This window comes from Actinoplanes teichomyceticus ATCC 31121 (assembly GCF_003711105.1).
GTDB lineage: Bacteria > Actinomycetota > Actinomycetes > Mycobacteriales > Micromonosporaceae > Actinoplanes > Actinoplanes teichomyceticus.
Genome location: NZ_CP023865.1, coordinates 171,785 through 193,676 on the forward strand (window position 1 = coordinate 171,785; position 21,892 = coordinate 193,676).

General features: G+C 68.2%; 17 protein-coding genes, 1 tRNA gene and 3 rRNA genes. 15 read left to right on the forward strand and 6 right to left on the reverse strand.

The window, feature by feature from the left end; genetic code table 11:
* The first annotated feature begins 716 nt into the window (after positions 1-716).
* The 3 genes from ACTEI_RS00780 (at position 717) to rrf (ending at position 5,907) form a co-directional block, all read left to right on the forward strand.
* Positions 717-2,233 (forward strand): 16S ribosomal RNA (locus tag ACTEI_RS00780).
* Between the two features lie 339 nt (positions 2,234-2,572).
* Positions 2,573-5,680: ribosomal RNA gene (locus tag ACTEI_RS00785) — 23S ribosomal RNA — on the forward strand.
* A 110-nt stretch (positions 5,681-5,790) separates the two neighbouring features.
* Positions 5,791-5,907 (forward strand): 5S ribosomal RNA (gene rrf / locus ACTEI_RS00790).
* The 16S, 23S and 5S rRNA genes sit together here, the layout of an rRNA operon.
* 319 nt (positions 5,908-6,226) lie before the next feature.
* Here the strand turns inward: rrf and ACTEI_RS00795 are convergent.
* On the reverse strand, positions 6,227-7,444 hold the full coding sequence (locus ACTEI_RS00795) for a phytase (RefSeq protein ID WP_122975872.1): 1,218 nt from the start codon (positions 7,442-7,444) through the stop codon (positions 6,227-6,229).
* Between the two features lie 350 nt (positions 7,445-7,794).
* On the opposite strand from ACTEI_RS00795, the gene ACTEI_RS38850 reads away from it, so the two are divergent.
* The 4 genes from ACTEI_RS38850 (at position 7,795) to ACTEI_RS00815 (ending at position 9,540) form a co-directional block, all read left to right on the forward strand.
* Complete coding sequence (locus ACTEI_RS38850) at positions 7,795-7,926, forward strand: sigma factor-like helix-turn-helix DNA-binding protein (protein WP_262384786.1); 132 nt, start codon at positions 7,795-7,797, stop codon at positions 7,924-7,926.
* Positions 7,927-7,995: 69 nt separating this feature from the next.
* Positions 7,996-8,067, forward strand: a tRNA-Lys gene (locus ACTEI_RS00805).
* A gap of 99 nt (positions 8,068-8,166) precedes the next feature.
* Positions 8,167-8,730, forward strand: a complete 564-nt coding sequence (locus ACTEI_RS00810) for a DUF2199 domain-containing protein (protein ID WP_164465806.1) — start codon at positions 8,167-8,169, stop codon at positions 8,728-8,730.
* A 288-nt stretch (positions 8,731-9,018) separates the two neighbouring features.
* Positions 9,019-9,540 (forward strand): hypothetical protein, encoded by a 522-nt coding sequence (locus ACTEI_RS00815; RefSeq protein ID WP_122975874.1) that lies wholly within the window; start codon positions 9,019-9,021, stop codon positions 9,538-9,540.
* Here ACTEI_RS00815 and ACTEI_RS00820 read toward each other — a convergent pair.
* Positions 9,448-10,224: a L,D-transpeptidase family protein gene (locus ACTEI_RS00820; protein WP_203723870.1), complete on the reverse strand. Its 777-nt coding sequence runs from the start codon at positions 10,222-10,224 to the stop codon at positions 9,448-9,450. The genes ACTEI_RS00815 and ACTEI_RS00820 overlap by 93 nt on opposite strands.
* Positions 10,225-10,369: 145 nt before the next feature.
* On the opposite strand from ACTEI_RS00820, the gene ACTEI_RS00825 reads away from it, so the two are divergent.
* Both ACTEI_RS00825 and ACTEI_RS00830 read left to right on the forward strand, forming a co-directional pair.
* Positions 10,370-10,996, forward strand: a complete 627-nt coding sequence (locus ACTEI_RS00825) for a CGNR zinc finger domain-containing protein (RefSeq protein WP_122975875.1) — start codon at positions 10,370-10,372, stop codon at positions 10,994-10,996.
* 70 nt (positions 10,997-11,066) lie between these two features.
* A complete protein-coding gene (locus ACTEI_RS00830; RefSeq protein WP_122975876.1) occupies positions 11,067-11,849 on the forward strand; it encodes a zf-HC2 domain-containing protein in 783 nt (260 codons plus the stop codon).
* On the opposite strand, the gene ACTEI_RS00835 is transcribed toward ACTEI_RS00830, so the two are convergent.
* From ACTEI_RS00835 to ACTEI_RS00845, 3 genes are all read right to left on the reverse strand, one after another.
* A complete protein-coding gene (locus ACTEI_RS00835; protein ID WP_122975877.1) occupies positions 11,850-12,083 on the reverse strand; it encodes a hypothetical protein in 234 nt (77 codons plus the stop codon).
* A gap of 63 nt (positions 12,084-12,146) precedes the next feature.
* Positions 12,147-12,617: a large conductance mechanosensitive channel protein MscL gene (gene mscL, locus ACTEI_RS00840; protein WP_122975878.1), complete on the reverse strand. Its 471-nt coding sequence runs from the start codon at positions 12,615-12,617 to the stop codon at positions 12,147-12,149.
* Between the two features lie 106 nt (positions 12,618-12,723).
* Positions 12,724-13,077 (reverse strand): STAS domain-containing protein, encoded by a 354-nt coding sequence (locus tag ACTEI_RS00845; RefSeq protein ID WP_122975879.1) that lies wholly within the window; start codon positions 13,075-13,077, stop codon positions 12,724-12,726.
* 167 nt (positions 13,078-13,244) lie between these two features.
* Here ACTEI_RS00845 and ACTEI_RS00850 point away from each other — a divergent pair, with 167 nt between their 5' ends.
* Genes ACTEI_RS00850 through ACTEI_RS00875 form a run of 6 tightly spaced genes read left to right on the forward strand, consistent with a single transcriptional unit; the run spans position 13,245 to position 18,830 of the window.
* Positions 13,245-14,102 (forward strand): STAS domain-containing protein, encoded by an 858-nt coding sequence (locus ACTEI_RS00850; RefSeq protein WP_122975880.1) that lies wholly within the window; start codon positions 13,245-13,247, stop codon positions 14,100-14,102.
* Between the two features lies 1 nt (position 14,103).
* Complete coding sequence (locus tag ACTEI_RS00855; RefSeq protein ID WP_122975881.1) at positions 14,104-14,520, forward strand: STAS domain-containing protein; 417 nt, start codon at positions 14,104-14,106, stop codon at positions 14,518-14,520.
* A complete protein-coding gene (locus ACTEI_RS00860; RefSeq protein ID WP_122975882.1) occupies positions 14,517-14,921 on the forward strand; it encodes an anti-sigma regulatory factor in 405 nt (134 codons plus the stop codon). The genes ACTEI_RS00855 and ACTEI_RS00860 overlap by 4 nt, the downstream gene beginning before the upstream one ends.
* Positions 14,918-15,949 (forward strand): SpoIIE family protein phosphatase, encoded by a 1,032-nt coding sequence (locus tag ACTEI_RS00865; RefSeq protein ID WP_122981847.1) that lies wholly within the window; start codon positions 14,918-14,920, stop codon positions 15,947-15,949. The genes ACTEI_RS00860 and ACTEI_RS00865 overlap by 4 nt, the downstream gene beginning before the upstream one ends.
* Positions 15,946-17,295, forward strand: a complete 1,350-nt coding sequence (locus tag ACTEI_RS00870; protein ID WP_187645963.1) for a sensor histidine kinase — start codon at positions 15,946-15,948, stop codon at positions 17,293-17,295. Before ACTEI_RS00865 ends, ACTEI_RS00870 begins: the two co-directional genes overlap by 4 nt.
* A complete protein-coding gene (locus tag ACTEI_RS00875; protein ID WP_122975884.1) occupies positions 17,292-18,830 on the forward strand; it encodes a SpoIIE family protein phosphatase in 1,539 nt (512 codons plus the stop codon). Before ACTEI_RS00870 ends, ACTEI_RS00875 begins: the two co-directional genes overlap by 4 nt.
* On the opposite strand, the gene ACTEI_RS00880 is transcribed toward ACTEI_RS00875, so the two are convergent.
* The gene (locus ACTEI_RS00880) at positions 18,827-21,799 is read right to left on the reverse strand and encodes an FG-GAP repeat domain-containing protein (protein ID WP_122975885.1); all 2,973 of its coding nucleotides are present in this window, start codon (positions 21,797-21,799) and stop codon (positions 18,827-18,829) included. The genes ACTEI_RS00875 and ACTEI_RS00880 overlap by 4 nt on opposite strands.
* Between the last annotated feature and the right edge of the window lie 93 nt (positions 21,800-21,892).

Genomic DNA, 21,892 nt, shown 5'->3' on the forward strand with positions numbered 1-21,892 from the left:
CTGCGCGCTCCGCGTGGCCGGGTGTCGGCCCGTCGGTGCCGGTTCTGCCGTGGTCCGCGTGGCACGGTGTCGTCCCGTCCGTAGCGGTTCTGCCGTGGTCCGCGTGGCCGGGTGTCGGCCCGTCGGTGCCGGTTCTGCCGTGGTCCGCGTGGCACGGTGTCGTCCCGTCCGTAGCGGTTCTGCCGTGGTCCGCGTGGCCGGGTGTCGGCCCGTCGGTGCCGGCCCGTTCGGTTCCGGTGCCGCTTCCCGCTGATCGCCCCGGTCCGTTCGCCGATATTCCTGCGCTGAGCTGGGCGGACGCGAGACACTAGACCCCGATTTGGAGCAGCGGGAAACCAGCGGGTAATGTTCTGCGAGCCGGCAGGGAAACGGGCGAGCGAGCGGAGAGATCCGCAGCGGCCGTCCTGCCAAATCCTTGATCATCTGACCACGGCAGCGCTGTGGCCTGGATCAGGGTGGCCGTACCGGGTCAGATCGGTGCCAACCGGGATTAACTGGTTGACAACGCCGAGCGGGCCGGGTAACGTAGAGCGAGTGCCCCGGAGGGCGGGCCGCGGAAGCGGTTCTTCTGATGGTGTGCGGTTGTTCTTTGAGAACTCAACAGGGTGCTTGATAAGCCAGTGCCATTATGGCAATACCCCGGCCAGGCCTTTGGGTCTGGTGGGAGATTCCTTTGGCAACTTTTTTGTTGTCGGGATTCGCTTTTTGACAAGTTTTTGTTGGAGAGTTTGATCCTGGCTCAGGACGAACGCTGGCGGCGTGCTTAACACATGCAAGTCGAGCGGAAAGGCCCTTCGGGGTACTCGAGCGGCGAACGGGTGAGTAACACGTGAGTAACCTGCCCCAGACTTTGGGATAACCCTCGGAAACGGGGGCTAATACCGGATATGACCTTCGGCCGCATGGTTGTTGGTGGAAAGTTTTTCGGTTTGGGATGGGCTCGCGGCCTATCAGCTTGTTGGTGGGGTGATGGCCTACCAAGGCGACGACGGGTAGCCGGCCTGAGAGGGCGACCGGCCACACTGGGACTGAGACACGGCCCAGACTCCTACGGGAGGCAGCAGTGGGGAATATTGCACAATGGGCGGAAGCCTGATGCAGCGACGCCGCGTGAGGGATGACGGCCTTCGGGTTGTAAACCTCTTTCAGCAGGGACGAAGCGTAAGTGACGGTACCTGCAGAAGAAGCGCCGGCCAACTACGTGCCAGCAGCCGCGGTAAGACGTAGGGCGCGAGCGTTGTCCGGATTTATTGGGCGTAAAGAGCTCGTAGGCGGCTTGTCGCGTCGTCTGTGAAAACTTGGGGCTCAACCCCAAGCTTGCAGTCGATACGGGCAGGCTAGAGTTCGGTAGGGGAGACTGGAATTCCTGGTGTAGCGGTGAAATGCGCAGATATCAGGAGGAACACCGGTGGCGAAGGCGGGTCTCTGGGCCGATACTGACGCTGAGGAGCGAAAGCGTGGGGAGCGAACAGGATTAGATACCCTGGTAGTCCACGCTGTAAACGTTGGGCGCTAGGTGTGGGGGACCTCTCCGGTCTTCTGCGCCGCAGCTAACGCATTAAGCGCCCCGCCTGGGGAGTACGGCCGCAAGGCTAAAACTCAAAGGAATTGACGGGGGCCCGCACAAGCGGCGGAGCATGCGGATTAATTCGATGCAACGCGAAGAACCTTACCTGGGTTTGACATCACCGCAAATCTTCCAGAGATGGGAGGTCCTTCGGGGGCGGTGACAGGTGGTGCATGGCTGTCGTCAGCTCGTGTCGTGAGATGTTGGGTTAAGTCCCGCAACGAGCGCAACCCTCGTTCGATGTTGCCAGCGCGTTATGGCGGGGACTCATCGAAGACTGCCGGGGTCAACTCGGAGGAAGGTGGGGATGACGTCAAGTCATCATGCCCCTTATGTCCAGGGCTTCACGCATGCTACAATGGCCGGTACAAAGGGCTGCGAAATCGTAAGGTGGAGCGAATCCCAAAAAGCCGGTCTCAGTTCGGATCGGGGTCTGCAACTCGACCCCGTGAAGTCGGAGTCGCTAGTAATCGCAGATCAGCAACGCTGCGGTGAATACGTTCCCGGGCCTTGTACACACCGCCCGTCACGTCACGAAAGTCGGCAACACCCGAAGCCGGTGGCCTAACCCCTTGTGGGAGGGAGCCGTCGAAGGTGGGGCTGGCGATTGGGACGAAGTCGTAACAAGGTAGCCGTACCGGAAGGTGCGGCTGGATCACCTCCTTTCTAAGGAGCAACTTTCACCGAAAGGTGACAGTGGCCCGCGACCTGCGAATGTCAGGTCGGGGTGCTCATAGGCGGAGACACTGGCTAGTTCGAGCCGGCAACGGCCGGGACATCTAGTACACGCCTTCGGGCGGCGGAACGGGTTCTGGTGCGGCTGGTGAGGGCGATAAGCACCCTGTTGGGTATCTGAAAGAACAACCTTTGGGTTGGTCTTCAATGCCAGGCACGACCTGGTCTTCCATACCGGCTGTTTTGACAGTGCTGGTGGTTGATCGTGGTGGTTGTGGGTTGGTCGTTGGTTGAGAATTGCACAGTGGACGCGAGCATCTTGTTTTCTGTGGTTAAGTTGTCAAGGGCGAACGGTGGATGCCTTGGCACCAGGAGCCGATGAAGGACGTGGGAGGCCGCGATAGGCCTGGGGGAGCTGTCAACCTAGCTGTGATCCCAGGGTGTCCGAATGGGGAAACCTGGCACGAGTCATGTCGTGTCATCCATGCCTGAATTCATAGGGTGTGTGAGGGGAACGCGGGGAAGTGAAACATCTCAGTACCCGTAGGAAGAGAAAACAACCGTGATTCCGTGAGTAGTGGCGAGCGAAAGCGGATGTAGCCTAAACCTTGCGTGTGTGATACCTGTCAGGGGTTGCACGTGAGGGGTCGTGGGACCTGCTGGAACGTACTGACATGCGTTCGAGGAGTTACAAAGTCTTATGCTAGTCGAACGACGTGGGAAAGTCGGCCGTAGACGGTGAGAGCCCGGTAGACGAAAGTGTATGACCTCCTTGTGGTGTTCCCGAGTAGCAGCGGACTCCTAGAATCTGCTGTGAATTTGCCAGGACCACCTGGTAAGGCTGAATACTTCCTGGTGACCGATAGCGGACTAGTACCGTGAGGGAATGGTGAAAAGTACCCCGGGAGGGGAGTGAAATAGTACCTGAAACCGTTCGCCTACAATCCGTCAGAGCCTTTCGGGGTGATGGCGTGCCTTTTGAAGAATGAGCCTGCGAGTTAGTGGCATGTGGCGAGGTTAACCCGTGTGGGGTAGCCGTAGCGAAAGCGAGTCTGAATAGGGCGTTTTTAGTCGCATGTTCTAGACCCGAAGCGGGGTGATCTAGCCATGGGCAGGTTGAAGCGTGGGTAAGACTGCGTGGAGGACCGAACCCACCAACGTTGAAAAGTTGGGGGATGACCTGTGGTTAGGGGTGAAAGGCCAATCAAACTCCGTGATAGCTGGTTCTCCCCGAAATGCATTTAGGTGCAGCGTCGTGTGTTTCTTGCCGGAGGTAGAGCACTGGATGGTCTAGGGGGCCTACAAGCTTACTGAAATCAGCCAAACTCCGAATGCCGGTAAGTGAGAGCGCGGCAGTGAGACTGCGGGGGATAAGCTTCGTAGTCGAGAGGGAAACAGCCCAGATCGCCAGCTAAGGCCCCTAAGCGTGTGCTAAGTGGAAAAGGATGTGGGATCGCATGGACAACCAGGAGGTTGGCTTAGAAGCAGCCACCCTTTAAAGAGTGCGTAATAGCTCACTGGTCAAGTGGTTCCGCGCCGACAATGTAGCGGGGCTCAAGCACACCGCCGAAGCTGTGGCATTGACGCATTGCTCGGTAGAGTTCTTCGGGATTCTATCCAGGCGCGTTGATGGGTAGGGGAGCGTCGTGTTGCGGGTGAAGCGGCGGAGTGATCCAGTCGTGGACGCTACACGAGTGAGAATGCAGGCATGAGTAGCGAATGAAGGGTGAGAACCCCTTCCGCCGGATGACCAAGGGTTCCAGGGCCAGGCTAATCCGCCCTGGGTGAGTCGGGGCCTAAGGCGAGGCCGAGAGGCGTAGTCGATGGATAACGGGTTGATATTCCCGTACCCGCAAAGGAACGCCCAAGATGAACCTCGGGATGCTAACTGCCTGAAGCGTCTGCGGTCTTCGGACCAAGGGCGTGGAGGCCAGGACCCTTCTGGGTAGTAGTTTAGTGATGGGGTGACGCAGGAAGGTAGCTGATCCCGGCCGGTGGTTGTGCCGGGGTAAGCGTGTAGGCCGTGTCATAGGCAAATCCGTGACACATGAGGCTGAGACGTGATGCCGAGCCGTTCTGGTGAAGTCAGTGATCCTATGCTGCCGAGAAAAGCCTCTAGCGATGTTCCGAGCGGCCCGTACCCGAAACCGACACAGGTGGTCAGGTAGAGAATACCGAGGCGACGGGTGAACTGTGGTTAAGGAACTCGGCAAATTGCCCCCGTAACTTAGGGAGAAGGGGGGCCGGACGCGTGAAGCCCCTTGCGGGTGGAGCGTGGTATGGCCGCAGAGAGCAGGGGGAAGCGACTGTTTACTAAAAACACAGGTCCATGCCAAGTCGTAAGACGATGTATATGGACTGACGCCTGCCCGGTGCTGGAACGTTAAGGGGACCTGTTAGCTCTTTGGGGCGAAGCGGAGAACTTAAGCGCCAGTAAACGGCGGTGGTAACTATAACCATCCTAAGGTAGCGAAATTCCTTGTCGGGTAAGTTCCGACCTGCACGAATGGCGTAACGACTTCCCCACTGTCTCAACCACAGGCCCGGCGAAATTGCAGTACGAGTAAAGATGCTCGTTACGCGCGGCAGGACGGAAAGACCCCGGGACCTTTACTATAGCTTGACATTGGTATCTGAATTCGATTGTGTAGGATAGGTGGGAGCCGGTGAAGCTCGGACGCCAGTTCGGGTGGAGGCGTTGTTGAAATACCACTCTGTTGGGTTTGGGTATCTAACTTGCGGCCCTGATCGGGTCGAGGGACAGTGTCTGGTGGGTAGTTTAACTGGGGCGGTTGCCTCCTAAAGGGTAACGGAGGCGCCCAAAGGTTCCCTCAGCCTGGTTGGCAATCAGGTGTTGAGTGTAAGTGCATAAGGGAGCTTGACTGTGAGACTGACGGGTCGAGCAGGGACGAAAGTCGGGACTAGTGATCCGGCACTTGCGTGTGGAAGCGGTGTCGCTCAACGGATAAAAGGTACCCCGGGGATAACAGGCTGATCTTCCCCAAGAGTCCATATCGACGGGATGGTTTGGCACCTCGATGTCGGCTCGTCGCATCCTGGGGCTGTAGCAGGTCCCAAGGGTTGGGCTGTTCGCCCATTAAAGCGGTACGCGAGCTGGGTTTAGAACGTCGTGAGACAGTTCGGTCCCTATCCGCCGTGCGCGTTGGATACTTGAGAAGGGCTGTCCCTAGTACGAGAGGACCGGGACGGACGAACCTCTGGTGTGCCAGTTGTTCCGCCAGGAGCATGGCTGGTTGGCTACGTTCGGAAGGGATAACCGCTGAAAGCATCTAAGCGGGAAGCTCGCTTCGAGATGAGGTATCCCACCACCTTTGAGTGGGTAAGGCTCCCAGCTAGACGACTGGGTTGATAGGCCGGAGATGTAAGCACGGTAACGTGTTGAGTTGACCGGTACTAATAGGCCGAGGGCTTAACCACTCTATACTTTATGCTTAGCGTCCACTGTGTGATTCACAGCAAACGAACAACCATCCCATGCTGCTGTTTGTGGTGTGTGGGTTGCTGGTTGTGGTTTCGCTGATGGCTGTTTCGGTGGTCATAGCGGAGGGGAAACGCCCGGTTACATTCCGAACCCGGTAGCTAAGCCCTCCAGCGCCGATGGTACTGCACTCGGGAGGGTGTGGGAGAGTAGGACGCCGCCGGACTTAACGTTGAGAAAGGCCCACCCCGGACGGGGTGGGCCTTTCTTCGTTTCCACGGACTGGCGAGCCTCGCGCCTGTGTCCGGGACCGGGCCGGGCCGCCCGGTGAGGCACCGGACCCGGCCCCGTGCGGCGGGCCGAGTGGTGAGACACCGGACCCGGCCCCGTGCGGCGGGCCGAGTGGTGAGACACCGGACCCGGCTCCGTGCGGCGGGTACAGAAACACCCCGTGCCCGGCCGGAGCTTCGAAACGGGGTGTCTGTGTGTTCCGGGGGGGAGTCCTCGGACGGCGGTGCGGGGCTCGTGGCGTACGGGGAAGCGGGTCAGATTTTTGCGATGTGGAGGCTGCGCCAGTCGACGAACTTGAAGTTCGTGCTGGTGCGCCCACCATCGGGGGTGTTCTCGCCGTCGTGGAGGACCAGCAGGCCCTTCGGGTAGCCGGGCAGCGCGACCGAGGTGGCCGCGGCGCCGTCGGAGTGCTGCACGCCGTCGAGCGGGCCGTCCGCGACCGTGAAGCGGGTGACCGGACGGTTCGTGCGACGGTCGTAGACGTAGAAGCGGCTGTCGCCCTGGCTGGAGACGATCAGGTAGCCGTCGTGCCTGCCGGTCTGGTAGATCGTGGCGCCCTCGACGTCCGCGGTGATCCGGCCGCCGAGGCCCGGGTCCGCGGCCGAGTCCAGGACGCACTCCTCGGACTCGGCGTCCCAGGTGCCCGGTACGCCGTACTCTTTGACCTTCTCGACGATCCGCGGGACGCTGCTGAACGTGCCGCCCCGCAGGTTGATCCGCCAGAGCGCGACGTCCTCCTGGGCGGCGTAGAGCACGCCCGCCTCGGCGTCCACCACCATGCCCTCGATCTGGGGGCCCTCACCCGGCTCCGCGCAGGGCGACCAGGTGCCGCCGTCCGGCAGCCGGAACGAGCTCGGCAGGTCCAGGGTGTCCGAGGTGCGGTAGGTGACCCGGCCGTGCCTCTCCTCCAGCCGGAAGATGCCGAGGCGGGTGCTGTGCCGGCGGCTGACCACCGCGTACCGGTCGTAGGTGGCCAGACCGTAGCCGGTGGCCTGCTCCTCGACCTCCGCCTGGTCCCGGGCGAAGAGCAGCGGCGCCTCGGCCGAGGTGACGTCGGTCAGCCCGGCCGGGCTGATCCGGTAGATGCGCAGCTTGTCCAGGCCGCGGTCGGTGACGACGGCCAGGTCGACCTTCTGCCGCCCCAACGGGAAGCCGGAGACGATGTCGACGTTGTTGAAGCGGCCGCCGTCCGGGGTCGCGATGGATTGCACCTCGCGGCCGGTCAGGTCGTAGACCCGCAGGCCGCCGTTCTTGGCGGTGCCGATCACCAGGCTGCGGGCCCGGTTCGCCTTGTTGATCCAGATAGCCGGATCGTCCGCGTCGGCATCGCCGCCGGCCTCGTCGTCGTACAACGCCGGGGTTTCGGCCTTCGCGGTCACTTCGCGGGCCGGGCGCTCGGCGGCGTAGGCCGGAGCGCCCGCGGCGAGGGTGGTCAGTGCGACAAGCGCGGCGATGCCGGAAGTACGTTGCATGGCTCGCAGGATCCCTGATCCACCTGTCCGCGAGATGTCCGGAGACTGAACACGCCAGCGAGTCGTGATCCAGTCGTGATGTGGGGGCTGCGCCGTCCTTGCCGACGTATCCGGGGTGCCCGTTACCACGGTGGAGCCGGAGGCGTGCGCGATCTCCCTGGCCGGGTCGAACAGCGCGCGGCAGACGTACCGGTCGTTGAAGCGGCGGGCGGTGGAACAGGCGCCCGAAGATCCGCCGATCGACGTGCCGGACGCCCGTACCACCAGCGTCATCGCCGGTTCCCGGCTGGACCTGCTGGACGCCCTGCAACGGTGGGAGACCCGCAACCCCGGTCTGGTCGGGCCGGTCGTTGCTGCGCGACATCCGCCGGCTGGACTACCGCGAGATCGCCGAACGCCAGGGCATTCCGGAGGGGACCGGGAAAGCCCGGATCCACCAGGGACGACGGGCGTACGTCCGGGGGTTCCTCGCCGCGGGGTGATCGCGGGCAGCCGTGGCGCGGCGGGTACATGATTGCGGAACGGATCGGGGTCGGTACGCTGACACCGGCGGGCCGCTAGCTCAATGGCAGAGCTGAGGACTTTTAATCCTTAGGTTCAGGGTTCGAGTCCCTGGCGGCCCACCGTTGCACCAGGCCAGCTCCGGTACACCGGGGCTGGCCTGGCCCGTTTTACGGGCGGTACCGCAGCCAAGCGCGCCCGCACGAGGTGGAAGAGGCGTTGTGGGCAGAGTCCTTGACTGGTTCGGTAAGCGCGCCGACCCGGTCGACAGCGACCCCTCGGCGGAGACGCGGCAGGCCGGCGACGTGTGCCTCTGCTGCGGGCGGCCGAGGGACACCCATGACCGGCATGCGCGGTTCCGGCTGCCGGATCCGGTCCTCGATACCCGCCGGCAGCATCGGGTACGAGGCGCCTGGCTGAGTCATGCGAACCCGGACGTCTCGGTGATGATGCACATCCCCGGGGTGGGCGCCTTCCTGCGGGCATTGCTCCCGGTGAGGTTGACCGGCGACTTCAGCGCCACGTTCGGGGTGTGGGTAGCGGTCGATCCGGCCGACCTCAAGCGCGCGTCCGCAGTGTGGTCGGAGCCGGAGTATCGGGATCTGCGGCTCCGGGGCCGGCTCGCGAACGCGCTTCCGGTCTGGGGCCTGCTGTCCGCTCCGGTCGAGTTGGCGGTGCGTGACCCGGAGCAGACGCCGTACTGCGTGTCGAGCTCCGATCCTGGTCTGGCCAGGGTGCTCGCGGAGGTCTGGCCGCATGAGGATGTGCTGCCCGGGCTCCCATGAGCTCAGCGCCGGGCGGAAGCGGGTCCCGGTCGGCCGCTCGCCGGGCCGGCGACGGCCGTCTCCGGACGAGGCGCGTCCCCGAACCGGCCACCGGTGGCATCGGCGAGCCCGGGCGGGGCACCCGGTCGGGGTAGCCGGATTGTTCCGAATGGGACCGCCTGGTCGGCGAAACTCCCCTCTTGCGGGTGTATCTACTGGTCGGTCACGACCCGGCGTGCGAGAGTCACAGTCCCGCGGCTGGGGCTCGCGGTGTGCCGGGGCCTGCCCGGCGGTGGACGGGAGCGTGGTGTGACGGGATGGGATGACGGACAGCTGGCGGCCGGGTTCCGGTCGATGACGTTGCTGGCCGCGCTGGTGGAGCGGGGTGGGCGGCCGGCCGCGGTGGCGCCGACCGTGCGGCTGCGGCCGGGGGAGAAGCAGTACGGGTGGTTCCCGGCCGACGTGACCGGCGGCGGCCGGCGGGTCGTGGTGATCACCGATCAGCGGATCGTGGTCGGCGCCGAGGAGTGGCCGCTGCGGGCGGTCGCCCAGGTCGAGACCGAGCCGGCCGACTGGTCGGTGACCTTGCGGGTGCGGGGCCGGTCGGCGCCGCTGGTGCTGAGCGGGCCGTGGGTGCCGTGGATGGGCGTGGTGCTCTGCGCCGAGCTGTACGGCACGGCGTTCCCGCCGGAGACGGCCGGGCCGGCCGTGCTGCCCGGGCCGCGCGCCCCGGGCGGGTCAGTAGACCCAGACCCGGGTCTTCAGCGGCAGGGCGTCGTTCTTCCACAGCCAGTTCATCGCGGCGATCGACACCCGGGCGCACCCGTGTGAGGCCGCGTAGGGCGGAACGCTGGTCGCTCCGTGCACGGCGATCCCGCCGTTGAAGTACTTCGGCCGCCAGAGCAGGCCCAGCGGGGCGTTCCGCCAGCCGTCGATCTGCCGGCTCACCCGGAATTTTCCCCGCGGGGTGTCGGCCCGGAAGGTCTCGCCCTTCTGCTGGTAGTACTCGTTCGAGCCGGTCGAGGTGTTGAAGACCTGGGTGATCCGGCCGTCGTCGACCAGCATCAGCAGCTGCCGTCTCAGGTCGATCTCCACCACCCGCCCGCTCGTCGATCTCGCCTTCGCGGCCACGCCGCGGTCCAGGGCCTGCCGGGTCCGTGGGCCGACCACGCCGTCGCGGCGCAGGCCGGCGGCCTTCTGCAGGGCGTACACCGCCTGCTGGGTGGTTGCGCCGAACCTGCCGTCCGCCGTGCCGTTCCAGTAGCCGAGCTCGGTCAGCCGGTGCTGCAGGGCGAGCACATCGGCGCCCTTGGCGCCGATCCTCAGTTTCCGTACCGGGGCGGTCGAGGGCGGGGCGGTGGGTGCGGACGGCGTGGCGGGGCTGCTGGGCGCGGCCGACGACGGAGCGGGTCCGGCCGAGGGCGTGCCACCGGTCTCCGGCTGGCCCGAGTCGCAACCGGTGGCCAGGGTCAACGCCGTCACCGCGGCGAGCGCGAAAACCGGGACTCTGTGCACGGGGGCCTCCCTCACCGATCAGCCGGGTCACTCTGGAGACCCATTCACCACCGTCCACCCATCATGTCCGATCGTCCACCCGCCGGTGAGTGATCAGGGCGTACCGGGTCGCAAGGTGTGAAAAAGAGTCAAGTAGTCTTTGGCTATGTCGTGGAAGGCGAGCGCGCGGCACGGCGTGCGGGAGGCGCCCGGAGGTTTCGCCCTCGTCCAGGAGTTGCTGAACACGCGCGCGGCGATGTCGTACGGGCCGGATCTGCTGGCCGCCGTCGAGGACGCCCAGTGGTGGGTGACCGACGCGCTGGCGATGTGGTCCCGCTCGTCCGGCCTGCCCGCCCCGACGCTGCTGCTCTCCGCCGCCGACCTGCGCTCGCTGCGCCGGCTGCGGTCGGCGTTCGAGCAGGTGGTGCTGGCCGGGTCGAACCAGGAGCCGCCCGGCGCGCTGCCGCCCGCCGACGTGCCGGTCAGCCTCGCGCCGGACGCGGCCGGGTGGGTGCGGGTGGTGCCGACCGGCCGGGGCACCCGGTGGCTGGCCTCGGCGCTGTGGGCCGAGGCGCTGCTCGCCCAGCAGGCCGGGATCTGGCCGCGGCTCAAGCTCTGCCACAACGCGGCCTGCCGCGCCGCGTTCTTCGACACCTCGCGGAACAACAGCGGGGTCTGGCACGACGTGAGCACCTGCGGGAACACCGCCAACCTGCGAGCCTTCCGGGAACGGCGGCGGCTGCTCGGGCACAGCCGGGAACTGCACGCCGGGCCGGGGCCGCAGTCGCACTGACCACCGCCGCCGGCGGAAAAGGCGGTGACCGGGCCGGAACCGTCGGCCGATCCCGCGCGACTATGGAGGCATGGCGTGTGAGCGGTGGCGCGAGATGCTGTCGGCGCAGTTGGACGGCGAGGACGACCCGGTCGTGCGGCCGCTGGTCGACGAGCACCTGGCCGGCTGTGCGGGATGCCGGGAGTGGCTGGAGCGGGCCGCGGCGGTGAACCGGCTCACGCGTACCGGGGCGGTGCCGGAGGTGCCGGATCTCAGCGCGGCCATCCTGGCCGCCCGGCCCGCGGCGCCGGTGAAGGCGCCCTCGCGGCGCCTCCCGGTGGCGGCGATGTACGTCGCTCTCGCGCTGATCGGCGCGGTCCAGATCATCCTGGGGCTGGCGCAGGTCGGCGGCGCGTCCGGGGCCGGGCACGTGCACCTCGGGCCGGCCACGGCGCCCGGGCACCTGTGGAACGAGTCGGCCGCGTGGAACGTCGCGGTGGGCGCGGGTTACCTCGTCATCGCGCTGCGGCGCACCCGGCCGGTCGGGCTGGTGCCGATGCTGACGGCGTTCGTCGGGATGTTGCTGCTGCTGTCGGTCAACGACCTGACCGCCGGCCGGGTGGACGTCGCCCGGCTGGTCGGGCACGGTTTCGTGGTCGTCGGCTATCTGCTGGTCGTGGCGCTGTCGCGAAGCGCCGGCGGATCGGCGCGGCCGCCCGGTGTGCGGGTCGGCGCCGGCTGGCGTTTCGACGGCACGGCCGAGCAGCAGGGCGAGACCCCGGCGGCGCGGCGGCCGGGACTGCGGCTGGTCCCGCCGACCGGTCCGCTCACCGCCCGGCGCGACTGCGGCCGGGACCGGCGCCGGGCGGCCTGATCAGCGGGCCGGCGGGCGCACGGACAGCTCACGCCACTCGTCCGGGCCGTTCAGCAGGGCGCGGACCATGTCCAGGGCGGCGTCCTCGCTGTCGTACTCGAAGAAGTGCGACGTGCCGTCGGAGCCGCCGGCGCGCTGCTCGACATACCACTGGTCGCCGCTGGTGCGAAGGTAGACGTCCTTCCGTGCGAGACGTCCCCATTTGCCGTTCCACCAGTGCTTACGCTGCTCCATCCCGGCACTGTATCGAACATCTGTTCGAACAGTGCCGGGAGGGCGAATCTTTTTCGCGGCCGGTCAGCGCGGCGGCTCCTGGCGGCGCTGGAGGATGTCGTCGACCGCGCTGCCGTAGACGTTGCCCTGCGGCTGGGCGCCATGCCCGGCCTGTGCCTGGGCGACCAGCGCGTCACGGATCTCGGTGAGCAGCTTGACCTCTTCGCTGGGCGACTTCGGCGGGGGCTCCTCGCCGCGGCGGCGGCGCTCGGCCAGCACGTTGAGCGGGTAGACGACCAGGAAGTAGAGCACCGCCGCGGTCAGCAGGAAGGTGATCACCGCGTTGATGAAGCTGGCGTAGTCGAACGGCACCTTGTTGATCTTGAAGGTGCCGGCCTCGACCCCGCTGCCGCCGCTGATCACCTGGATCAGCGGTTTCAGGAAGCCTTCGGTCAGGGTGGTCACCACGGCGGTGAACGCGGCGCCGATGACGACACCCACGGCGAGGTCGACGACGTTGCCGCGCATGATGAAGTCTTTGAAGCCTTGGAACATCTTTTTCACGGGCACTCCCGGGGGCCGAGGTCAATCCGGCAACGGGTTCCCGTGGCCGGTCGGCGACAAACTACGCCGACCGGTCCGGTCGTCGGGTGTGCGCCCGTCAGTCGAGCGCGGGCTCCTCGGCGGCGACCGCCTCATCCACGGTCGGGTACGTGTGCAGCACCTCGACCAGGCCGCTCACCTCCAGGATGCGCAGCACGCCGCGCTGCGGCGCGGCCAGCCGGACCGTGCCGCCGGCGTCGTCGGTGCTGTTCTTCGCACGGACGAAGACGGACAGCCCGGTGGAGTCGCAGAACGACACCTCGGCCAGATCGAAGACCAGCCTGGTCCGACCCTTCTCCAGCAGGTCGCTGATCTGGTCCTGCAGCTGCGGGGCGGTAGCCATGTCGAGCTCACCGGCCACCGACACGACGACCATGTCGCCGCGTTGTTCGGTCTGCACCGTCAAGGACATTCGTGGACCTCCTGTTATTGCTGAACGGTACTCCACGTACCGAGGGGATGCGCGCTGGCGGGGACGAAGGGCTTGACCCCGTCCGTTAGTTGGTCTACAGCAACTAACGGACATCCTGATGGTAAAGTCCGGCCGTTGCGCACGGATCGTGTGGTGGGGAGGCAGCGGTGGCGCTGAGTCCGGAGGAGTCGGTTCGGTTCGCGAACCTGCTCGAGGAACAATCCGAGGGGCTCGTCAGCCGCTGGGCGGAACTGGTCACCACCGGGCTCAAGGGCCGGATGACCGGCGTCGAGCTGCGGCGGCAGACGGCCGAGCTGCACAAGGGCTTCCAGCAGGCGCTCGCGGCCGGCGCGGGCGACGTCGCCGAGGAGTCGGCGGGCGAGCTGCGGGCCCAGCTGAGCGAGCTGTCCCGCAGCCGGGCGCGGCAGGGCTTCACCGCCACCGAGACCGCGATCAGCGTGTACGCGCTGAAGGACGCGGTGCTGGAGATCCTCGGGGACACCCCGGACGCCGGCACGCTGCGGCAGTACGTCGCCTTCTCCGGTTTCGTGGACCAGGCCGGCCTGTTCACCTTCGACAGCTACGTGCGTGTCCGGGAGGCCCTGATCGCCGACCAGACCGAGCAGCTGCTGGAGCTCTCCACCCCGGTGGTGAAGCTCTGGGAGGGCGTGGTGGCGGTGCCGCTGGTCGGCACGCTCGACTCGGCCCGCGCCCAGGTGGTGATGGAGCGCCTGCTGCAGACCCTGGTCGACACCGGCTCGCCGCACGCGATCATCGACATCACCGGCGTCCCGGCGGTGGACACCCAGGTCGCCCAGCACATCCTGAAGACCGTGGTGGCCGCCCGGCTGATGGGCGCCGACTGCATCATCTCCGGGATCCGGCCACAGATCGCCCAGACCATCGTGGCGCTCGGCATCGAGTTCGGCGACATCGCGACGAAGTCCTCGCTGGCCGACGCGCTGCGCTACGTTCTCGGCAAGAGCAGTTACAAGGTCGTGGCGACCAAGCGGACGGAGCGCTGACGTGGAACGCGTGCCGGTCCTCAAGATCGGCGACATCCTCCTGGTCTCCATCCAGATCGACATGGAGGACCAGACCGCCCTGCAGCTGCAGGAGGACCTGGCCGAGCGGATCGTGGCGACCGGCTGCCACGGCGTGATCATCGACATCAGCGCGCTGGACATCGTCGACTCGTTCGTCGGCCGTACGCTCGCGACCATCGCCTCGGTCTCCCGGGTGCTGGACGCCGAGACCGTGGTGGTCGGTATGCGGCCGGCGGTGGCGATCACCCTGGTCGAGCTCGGGCTGTCGCTGCAGGGCATCCGGACCGCGCTCAACGTCGAACTGGGCATCGAGATGCTGGCGCGCAGCCGGGCCGAGGCCGAGCCCGACGATGACGACGAGGATGAGGCCGACCCGGCAGCGGTAAGCACGCCGTGAACGAGGAGAGCCGGCGGATCCCGGTCACCACCGATCAGGACGTGGTCCGGGTCCGGCAGCTGGTCCGCACCGTCGCGGTCGAGGCCAAGCTCTCCCTCGTCGACCAGACCAAGCTGGTCACCGCGGCGAGCGAGCTGGCCCGCAACACCCTGGTCTACGGCGGCGGTGGCACCATCGAGGTGAGCCGGGTACGCAACGAGATCCGGGCCGGCATCCGCATCGTTTTCGCCGACCAGGGACCGGGTATCGCCGACCTGGACCTGGCCTTCACCGATGGCTACACCACCGGTGGCGGGCTGGGACTGGGACTCAGCGGCGCGCGCCGTCTCGTCGACGAGTTCGAGATCGAGACCGAGGTCGGCAAGGGCACCACCATCACCGTGACCAAGTGGTGCCGATGAGCGGAGGAACGGTGGCGTCCCTGCCCGAAGGGCTCCTCGAAGGTGGGGTCTGGTTCCGGGTGGAGGACGCCGGAACCGCCTCCGCCGTACGCCGCGCGGCCGAACGCCTCGCCACCGAGCTGGCCATGCCGGAGCGGCGGGTCGCCGACCTCTCCATCGTCGCCGCCGAAGCGGCCGGCAATCTGGTCAAACACGCCGTGCAGGGCACCGTCCTGGTGCGCGCGGTGCGCACCACGCAGCAGGCCGGGGTCGAGCTCGTCTCGATCGACAGCGGGCCGGGGATCGCCGATGTGGCGCGGGCGCTCGGCGACGGGCACTCCACCGCCGGCACGCTGGGTATCGGGCTCGGCGCGATCCTGCGCCAGGCCAGCCACTGGGACATGTACTCGCTGCCGGGCCACGGCACGGTCCTGGCCGTGCAGGTGTGGCCGGACGATCCCCCGGAAGCGGCGTGGGCGTCCGGGCTGACCCGGCCGATCACCGGGGAGGCGGTGAGCGGCGACGCGTACGCGATCCGCGAGGCCGACGGCCGGCGCCAGCTGCTGGTCTGCGACGGGCTGGGGCACGGCGGGCTGGCCGCGGCGGCCTCGCAGGAGGCGGTGCGGGTGTTCCGGCACGTCCCGGCCGGCTCGCCGGCGGCGATGGTGGAGGCGCTGCACCGTAAGCTCGGGCACACCCGTGGCGCCGCGCTGGCCGTCGCCGAGCTCGACCCGGCCGCCGGCCTGGTCCGCTACGCCGGGCTGGGCAACATCGCCGGCACCCTGTTCCTGCCCGACGGCACCCGGCGCGGCATGGTGTCGATGCCCGGCATCGCCGGGCATCAGCGCCGCCAGGTCCGGGAGTACGACTACCCGCTGCCACCCGGAACCACCGTGCTGATGCACTCCGACGGCGTGGTGGATCGGTGGTCCCCGGTCGGCTACCCGGGTCTGCTGGCCCGATCGCCCGAGGTGATCGCGGGCGTGGTGCTGCGGGACGCGGGAACCCGCCGGGACGACGCCGGCGTGCTCGTGGCCCGGCTGCCATGAGCGTGACCGAGCCACTGATGCGTATGCGGCTGCGCGCCGAACCGGACATCTTCGTGGTGCGGCAGCTCGGCCGGGAGGTGGCCCGGGCGGTCGGCCTGGAGGCGCAGGACCAGACCCGGATGGCGACCGCGATCAGCGAGGTGGGCCGGGTGCTGCTCACCGCGGGGGCGGGGGCGGACGTGACGTTCGCGGTGGAGCCCTATGGGGTACCCAACCTCCAGGTGACAATGGCACATTCGGCAGGTGGCGGCTCGCCGCGGCTGGCCGAGCAGTTGCAGCAGGTCGGCCGTCTGGTCGACACGATGGAGGTCGACGACGATGGCGGTAGCGGCACGACGATCCGGATGGCGCGGCGGTTACCGCCCGGGACGCCGGCTCTGACGCCGACCAGGATGGACGAGATCCGCGCCGAGCTGACCCAGCACGTGCCGGGCAGCCCGCTGGACGAGTTGGCGGTGCAGAACCAGCAGCTGATCGCCGCCCTCGACGAGGTGCGCGCGCAACGCGACGACCTGGCCCGGCTGAACGCCGAGCTGGAGGAGACCAACCGCGGCGTGATGGCGCTGTACCACCAGCTTTCCGACGAGCTCGAGGAGACCAACCGCGGGGTGGTCGCGCTCTACGCCGAGCTGGACGAGAAGTCGGTGCAGCTGCGCGCGGCCAGCGAGGCCAAGAGCCGCTTCCTGGCCAATGTCAGCCACGAGCTGCGCGCCCCGGTCACCGCGATCATCGGGTTGGGCCGGCTGCTCACCGACTCGTCGTCGGATCAGCTCACCGACGAGCAGCGCCGCCAGGTGGACCTGATCCGTACCTCGGCGAGCGATCTGCTGACCCTGGTCAACGGCCTGCTCGACCTGGCCAAGGCGGAGGCCGGCCGGATCGAGCCGAACTGGACCACGGTCGATCTCAAGGCGATGTTCGGCCAGCTGCGCGGCACCCTGCGCCCGCTCGCCACCCGTCCGGAGGTGGATTTCGTGGTGGAGGAGCCGGCCGTGCCGAGTCTGCGCTCCGACGAGGTGCTGCTCGCCCAGGTGCTGCGCAACCTGCTGACCAACGCGTTGAAGTTCACCGAGTCCGGCTCGGTGCGGCTCAGCGCGCGGCCGGTCGGCTCGGAGATCGAGTTCGTGGTCGCCGACACCGGGGTCGGCATCCCGCCCGAGCTGCACGAACGGATCTTCGAGGAGTTCTACCAGGTGCCCGGCAGCAAGCCGGTGAGCGGCAAGGGCACCGGTCTGGGCCTGCCCTACGCCCGGCGGCTGGCCGGGATCCTCGGCGGCGGCCTGCGGGTGCACTCCGTCCCGGGTGAGGGCAGCACGTTCACGCTCCAGCTACCGGCGACGTCATGACCCCGGCCACCGTCCTCGTCGTCGACGACAGCGCCACGAAACGGTACCTGCTGGTCAGCTGGCTGACCCGGGCCGGGTTCACGGTCGTCGAAGCCGAGAGCGGCGGCGAGGCGCTGCGCAAGCTGGCCGACGAGGACGTCGCCGCCGACCTGGTCGTGCTGGACGTGAAGCTGCCGGACATGAGCGGTTTCGACGTCTGCGAACAGATCAAGACCGATCAACGGTACGGCGTCCTGCCGGTGATCCACGTGTCCGCGCACGCGGTCGACGTCAACGACCGTACCCAGGGACTCAACCGTGGCGCGGACGCGTACCTCGTCGAGCCGATCGAGCCGGACGAGCTGATCGCGACCGCGCAGGCGGTGCTGCGCTACTACCGGGCACGGCAGCGGGCCGAGCTGCTCGCCGCCCGGATGGTCCGGCTGGCCGAGACCACGCTGGCGATCAACTCCTCGTCCACACTGTCCGCCCTGCTGGAGGCGGCCGCGGACGGGGCGGCGGACATCTTCGGCGGCCCGGTCGTGGTGGTGGCGGAGACCTCCGAGGGGGAGAGCCTGGCCGCGGTGGGGCCGCCCGCCGCCGTACGCAAATGGGCGGTGCCGGGCCATCGCGTCGCGGTCGGATCCCTGGTCCGCACGGACGAACCGGCCGACTGGGACGTGGTGCGGTGGCCGGACGGCGAGTCGGTCGCGGTGGCCGCGGCCCGGCTGCGGATCGACCGGCCGCCGGTCTACGTGGCCGTGTCGGGCAGCTCGCAGACGCCCGGTTTCCCGGTGCTGCGGCAGCTGTCGCAGGCGGTGGCGGCCGCGGTGGAGGCCCAGCGGTCGTTCGACGAGGAGCACCGGATCGCGGTCACCCTGCAGCGCAGCCTGCTGCAGTCCCGCCTTCCCGACGTGCCGGGGATCGAACTGGCCGTACGCTACGAGCCGGCCGGCGCGCAGACCGAGGTGGGCGGCGACTTCTACGAGCTGACCGTGCTGGACGGAAAGCTGCTGGTGGCGATCGGGGACGTGGCCGGGCACTCGCTGCACGCCGCCACGGTGATGGCCGAGCTGCGGCACGCGGTCCGGGCGTACGCGGTGGAGGGCCACCCGCCGGGGGTGGTGCTGGAGTTGGCGAACCGGTTCATGCGTACCGTGCTGCCCACCGAGTCGGCCACGCTGTGCCTGTTCACCCTGGACCCGGCCACCGGACAGATCCGGATGGCCTCGGCCGGGCACCTGCCGCCGCTGCTGCACGTCGACGGCGAAGCCCGGTTCCTGGCGCCGCGCGGCGCCCTGCTCGGGCTGGACGCGCCGGCACGCGCCGAACTGGAGCTCACGCTGCCACCCGGCGGCACGCTGGTGCTCTACACCGACGGGCTGATCGAGCGGCGCGACACCGACATCGACGAGGGGCTGCACGCGCTGGCCGCCTGCGCCGCCGAGGTGGAAGCGGACCTGAACGCCTTCTGCAGCCGGCTGCTCACCCGCCTCGGCGGGGCGGGTGAGCAGGCCGACGACATCGCGGTGGTCGCGCTGCGCCGCACCGCTTAGAACAGGTACGCCCACTTCTGGTACCCGGTGCCGATCCGCTGCCGAGCGGCGAAGGTGCCCCGGCCCGTGCCGAGCAGGCGGAACAGGTTGCCGGCCCGGTCGCGGACCAGCAGGTCGTTGCGGCCGTCCTGGTTCAGATCGCCCACGCCGATCACCGCGTTGTAGGCGGTGAACCCGGAACCGATCCTCCGGGCCTTGCCGAAGGTGCCGCTGCCGGTTCCGTACTGGGTGTACACGACGCCCTTCTTGCTGACCAGCAGCAGGTCGGCGCGGCCGTCGCCGTTGATGTCGCCGGGACCGACGATCCGGGCGTACGACCGGTAGCCGCCACCGAGCTCGGCACGGCCGCCGAACGACCTGCCGTTGCCGTAGTAGCGGTACAGCACGCCGGTCTTGGCGTCCCGGGCCAGCAGGTCGGGGCGGCCGTCGCGGTTCAGGTCGCCGGAGGTGACCAGCGCGTCGTAACGGTTCCAGCCGGTGCTGATCTTGACGACTCGGTTCCGGCCGAAGTAGGCCTGCCCGAAGCCGAGGTAGGCGTACAGGCTGCCGTCGCCCTTGCGAACCAGCAGATCGTTGTCGAGGTCGTTGTCGAGGTCGCCGAACGGGACGAGCGCCGACACCTGGCTCCTGCGGGTGCCGATGTCCCACTGCTCGGTCCAGCCCTGATCCCACAGCGAGGTGCGGTCCCGGCGAGCGAGTTGCCAGGCCGCCCGGCCGTCCTTTCGCACGGCCAGCACTCCCGGCATGCCGTCGCAGTCGTAGCCGCGCATCTTCGGGGTGCCGCACAGGACCATCACGGTGGACGTGCCGGTGCTGCCGGTGCTGCCGTCCGCGCTGGTGGTCAGGGCTATCCGGTACAGGCCGCTGGTCGCGCGCCGCCGACCGGCCAGGTAGCCGTCCCAGACGATGCCGATCTCGGCGGTCGTCGGGCCGCCGCTACGGGTGGCGACCACGGCGCCGGTGGCGGCCTCGGTGATGGTCGCCCTCCACGCGGTGACCGGCCGGCTCAGCGTGAGGTACCGGGACCAGACGTGATCGGAGCCGAAGGTCACCGCGTAGTCGCCGTCGTTGGTGACCACCACGGCCGGCCGTGACCGGGCCACCCCCGCGTCGATCACGTGCACGGCGCCGGTCGCGTCCGCATGGACGACATTCCCGCTGTACTTGTCGACCGCCCAGGTGATGTTCCGGTCGTCCGGCAGGGCGCCCCGGGCGAAGGTGCCGAGCGTGGCCCGGTCGCCGGTGCCCAGGTCGTGCCGGATCAGGGCGCCGTCCGCGTCGTGCCGGACCGCGTAGCCGTCACCGAGCAGGTATCGCCCGGACGGCAGCGCCACGTTCCGTTTCCGGGCCACGTCGTAGACGCCGGCCGGGCCGTCCGCGCCGCATGACCAGTAGACCTGCCTGCCGGTCGCTTGCAGCTCGGACGGTGTGCAGGAGGAGCCGGTGGCGAGCGCGGCGGCCGTGGCGCCGGTGGTCAGGTTCTTCGCCTGGATCCGGCCGGCGCTCGCGGTCCACAGTGTGTCGAACCAGAGCGCCGCGCCGGTCACCGCCCTCGCGGTGATCTCGTCGGTGTACCCGGTCCGGATCACGTACTGCCTGGCCGGGGTCGTGGTGTTGACGATCGCGTAGCTGTCGGAGACGTCGACCAGAGAACCGCCGCCGGCCGGGAGCGTGACATCGAAGCCACTGGTGTACGCGTCCCGCTTGAACGAGACGGTGGTCGAGGTCGTACCGGCGGAGACCCAGGCGGTGCCGTACCGGTTGCCGTCCACGGTGCGGACGCAGTGCGCGTCGGGCGCGCACGCGGAGGCATTCGTCAGTGTGCCACCGGCGGCGTGCGGTTCGGTGATGCCGCTGAGCAGGTGGTGGTTGGTGAATTCGTAGGTCGACTTCTGACCCTGCCGGGTGGTGACGCGTATCCGCCGGACCAGGCCCTGGCTCACCGTGAGACCGGCGGTGACGGCCGGGCGGGTCACGGCGAGGACCGGGACCGCGCCGCCGGAGGTGACCCGCTGGACAGCCCAGTCCCGCGCGTCCGTGCCGCCCACCACGAGGGCGCCGGCCGGAGCCGGGACGACCGCATCGGCGCCGGCCTGGCTTCGCGGCAGGAGCTGCCGGTCCGTTCCGTCGGCGGACCGGAACCGGACCGGCACCCGGTCGTTGCTGGTGGACCGGAGCAGGAGGCCGCCGTCGACCAGCAGCACGGAGGTTCCGGACGGGTACGCGATGGCGGCCGGTTCCCCGGCGGCGCCGGCGACGACGGCTGATCGCTCGAAGAGCTGCACCGTGCCGCTGGTCCGGAAGCCGACGTGGGTGGCCGACAGCATTACCTGGATGGTCCCGGTGACCTCGGGCATCATCGAGAGCCGGCCGGTCGCGATGTCGAGCAGGCCGTACCGGGTCCACCCGACGCCGTCGGTGCTGCCCCGGAAGCCGATGGTCGTCGCGGTCGCATCCGGTGCGGTGACGATGCCGCTGTTCAGCCCGGTCGCGTCAGCCGGTACTCCGGTCACGGGCACGGTGACGGGCGAGCCGTCGCCGGTGAACTTCCGCAGCGCCAGATCGCCGGGCCCGGTCCGGGACCGGATCAGCATCGTGTCGCTGAAGTAGGCGAGCATGGCGGCGTTCGTGGGTAGCGCCGGGTGCAACCAGCTGTCGGTGCCGAGGTCCAGCACCGTCAGCGCGCCGGCCACCGTGTGGCCGGCGACGTCGGCCAGGATCCGGATCCGGTCACCGCCGGCCCGGACGAGGTAACTTGCCGGGAGGCCGTCGAGCGCGGTGACGGTCCGGGTGGCGCCGTCCGCGTATCGGGTCCAGAGCCAGCTGTCGTTGGTCGTGTACTGGTGCAGGAAGCCGGTTTCCCCGGCGAAGCCCACCCGGTCGGTGGCGTAGTGCTCGATGATGTCGGACGGTATGACGGTCACTTCGGACGGCGCCGCCGCGGAGGCGGGCAGGGCCGGAACGGTCATCAGGCCGACGGTGGACAGGAAAGCGCAACAGGCGGCCGCGAGGCCGCGCTGAGCCGCAGAAGGCATGGGCTCATTCCCCCGTGATGGATGCCG

What these genes read in the sequence shown, in the direction of transcription:
- ACTEI_RS00880 (WP_122975885.1), bottom strand. Translation starts at nt 21,799, where the DNA reads ATGACCGTTCCGGCCCTGCCCGCCTCCGCGGCGGCGCCGTCCGAAGTG.
- ACTEI_RS00795 (WP_122975872.1), bottom strand. Translation starts at nt 7,444, where the DNA reads ATGCAACGTACTTCCGGCATCGCCGCGCTTGTCGCACTGACCACCCTC.
- mscL (WP_122975878.1), bottom strand. Translation starts at nt 12,617, where the DNA reads ATGTTCCAAGGCTTCAAAGACTTCATCATGCGCGGCAACGTCGTCGAC.
- ACTEI_RS00830 (WP_122975876.1), top strand. Translation starts at nt 11,067, where the DNA reads ATGGCGTGTGAGCGGTGGCGCGAGATGCTGTCGGCGCAGTTGGACGGC.
- ACTEI_RS00825 (WP_122975875.1), top strand. Translation starts at nt 10,370, where the DNA reads ATGTCGTGGAAGGCGAGCGCGCGGCACGGCGTGCGGGAGGCGCCCGGA.
- ACTEI_RS00875 (WP_122975884.1), top strand. Translation starts at nt 17,292, where the DNA reads ATGACCCCGGCCACCGTCCTCGTCGTCGACGACAGCGCCACGAAACGG.
- ACTEI_RS00870 (WP_187645963.1), top strand. Translation starts at nt 15,946, where the DNA reads ATGAGCGTGACCGAGCCACTGATGCGTATGCGGCTGCGCGCCGAACCG.
- ACTEI_RS00865 (WP_122981847.1), top strand. Translation starts at nt 14,918, where the DNA reads ATGAGCGGAGGAACGGTGGCGTCCCTGCCCGAAGGGCTCCTCGAAGGT.
- ACTEI_RS00835 (WP_122975877.1), bottom strand. Translation starts at nt 12,083, where the DNA reads ATGGAGCAGCGTAAGCACTGGTGGAACGGCAAATGGGGACGTCTCGCA.
- ACTEI_RS00845 (WP_122975879.1), bottom strand. Translation starts at nt 13,077, where the DNA reads ATGTCCTTGACGGTGCAGACCGAACAACGCGGCGACATGGTCGTCGTG.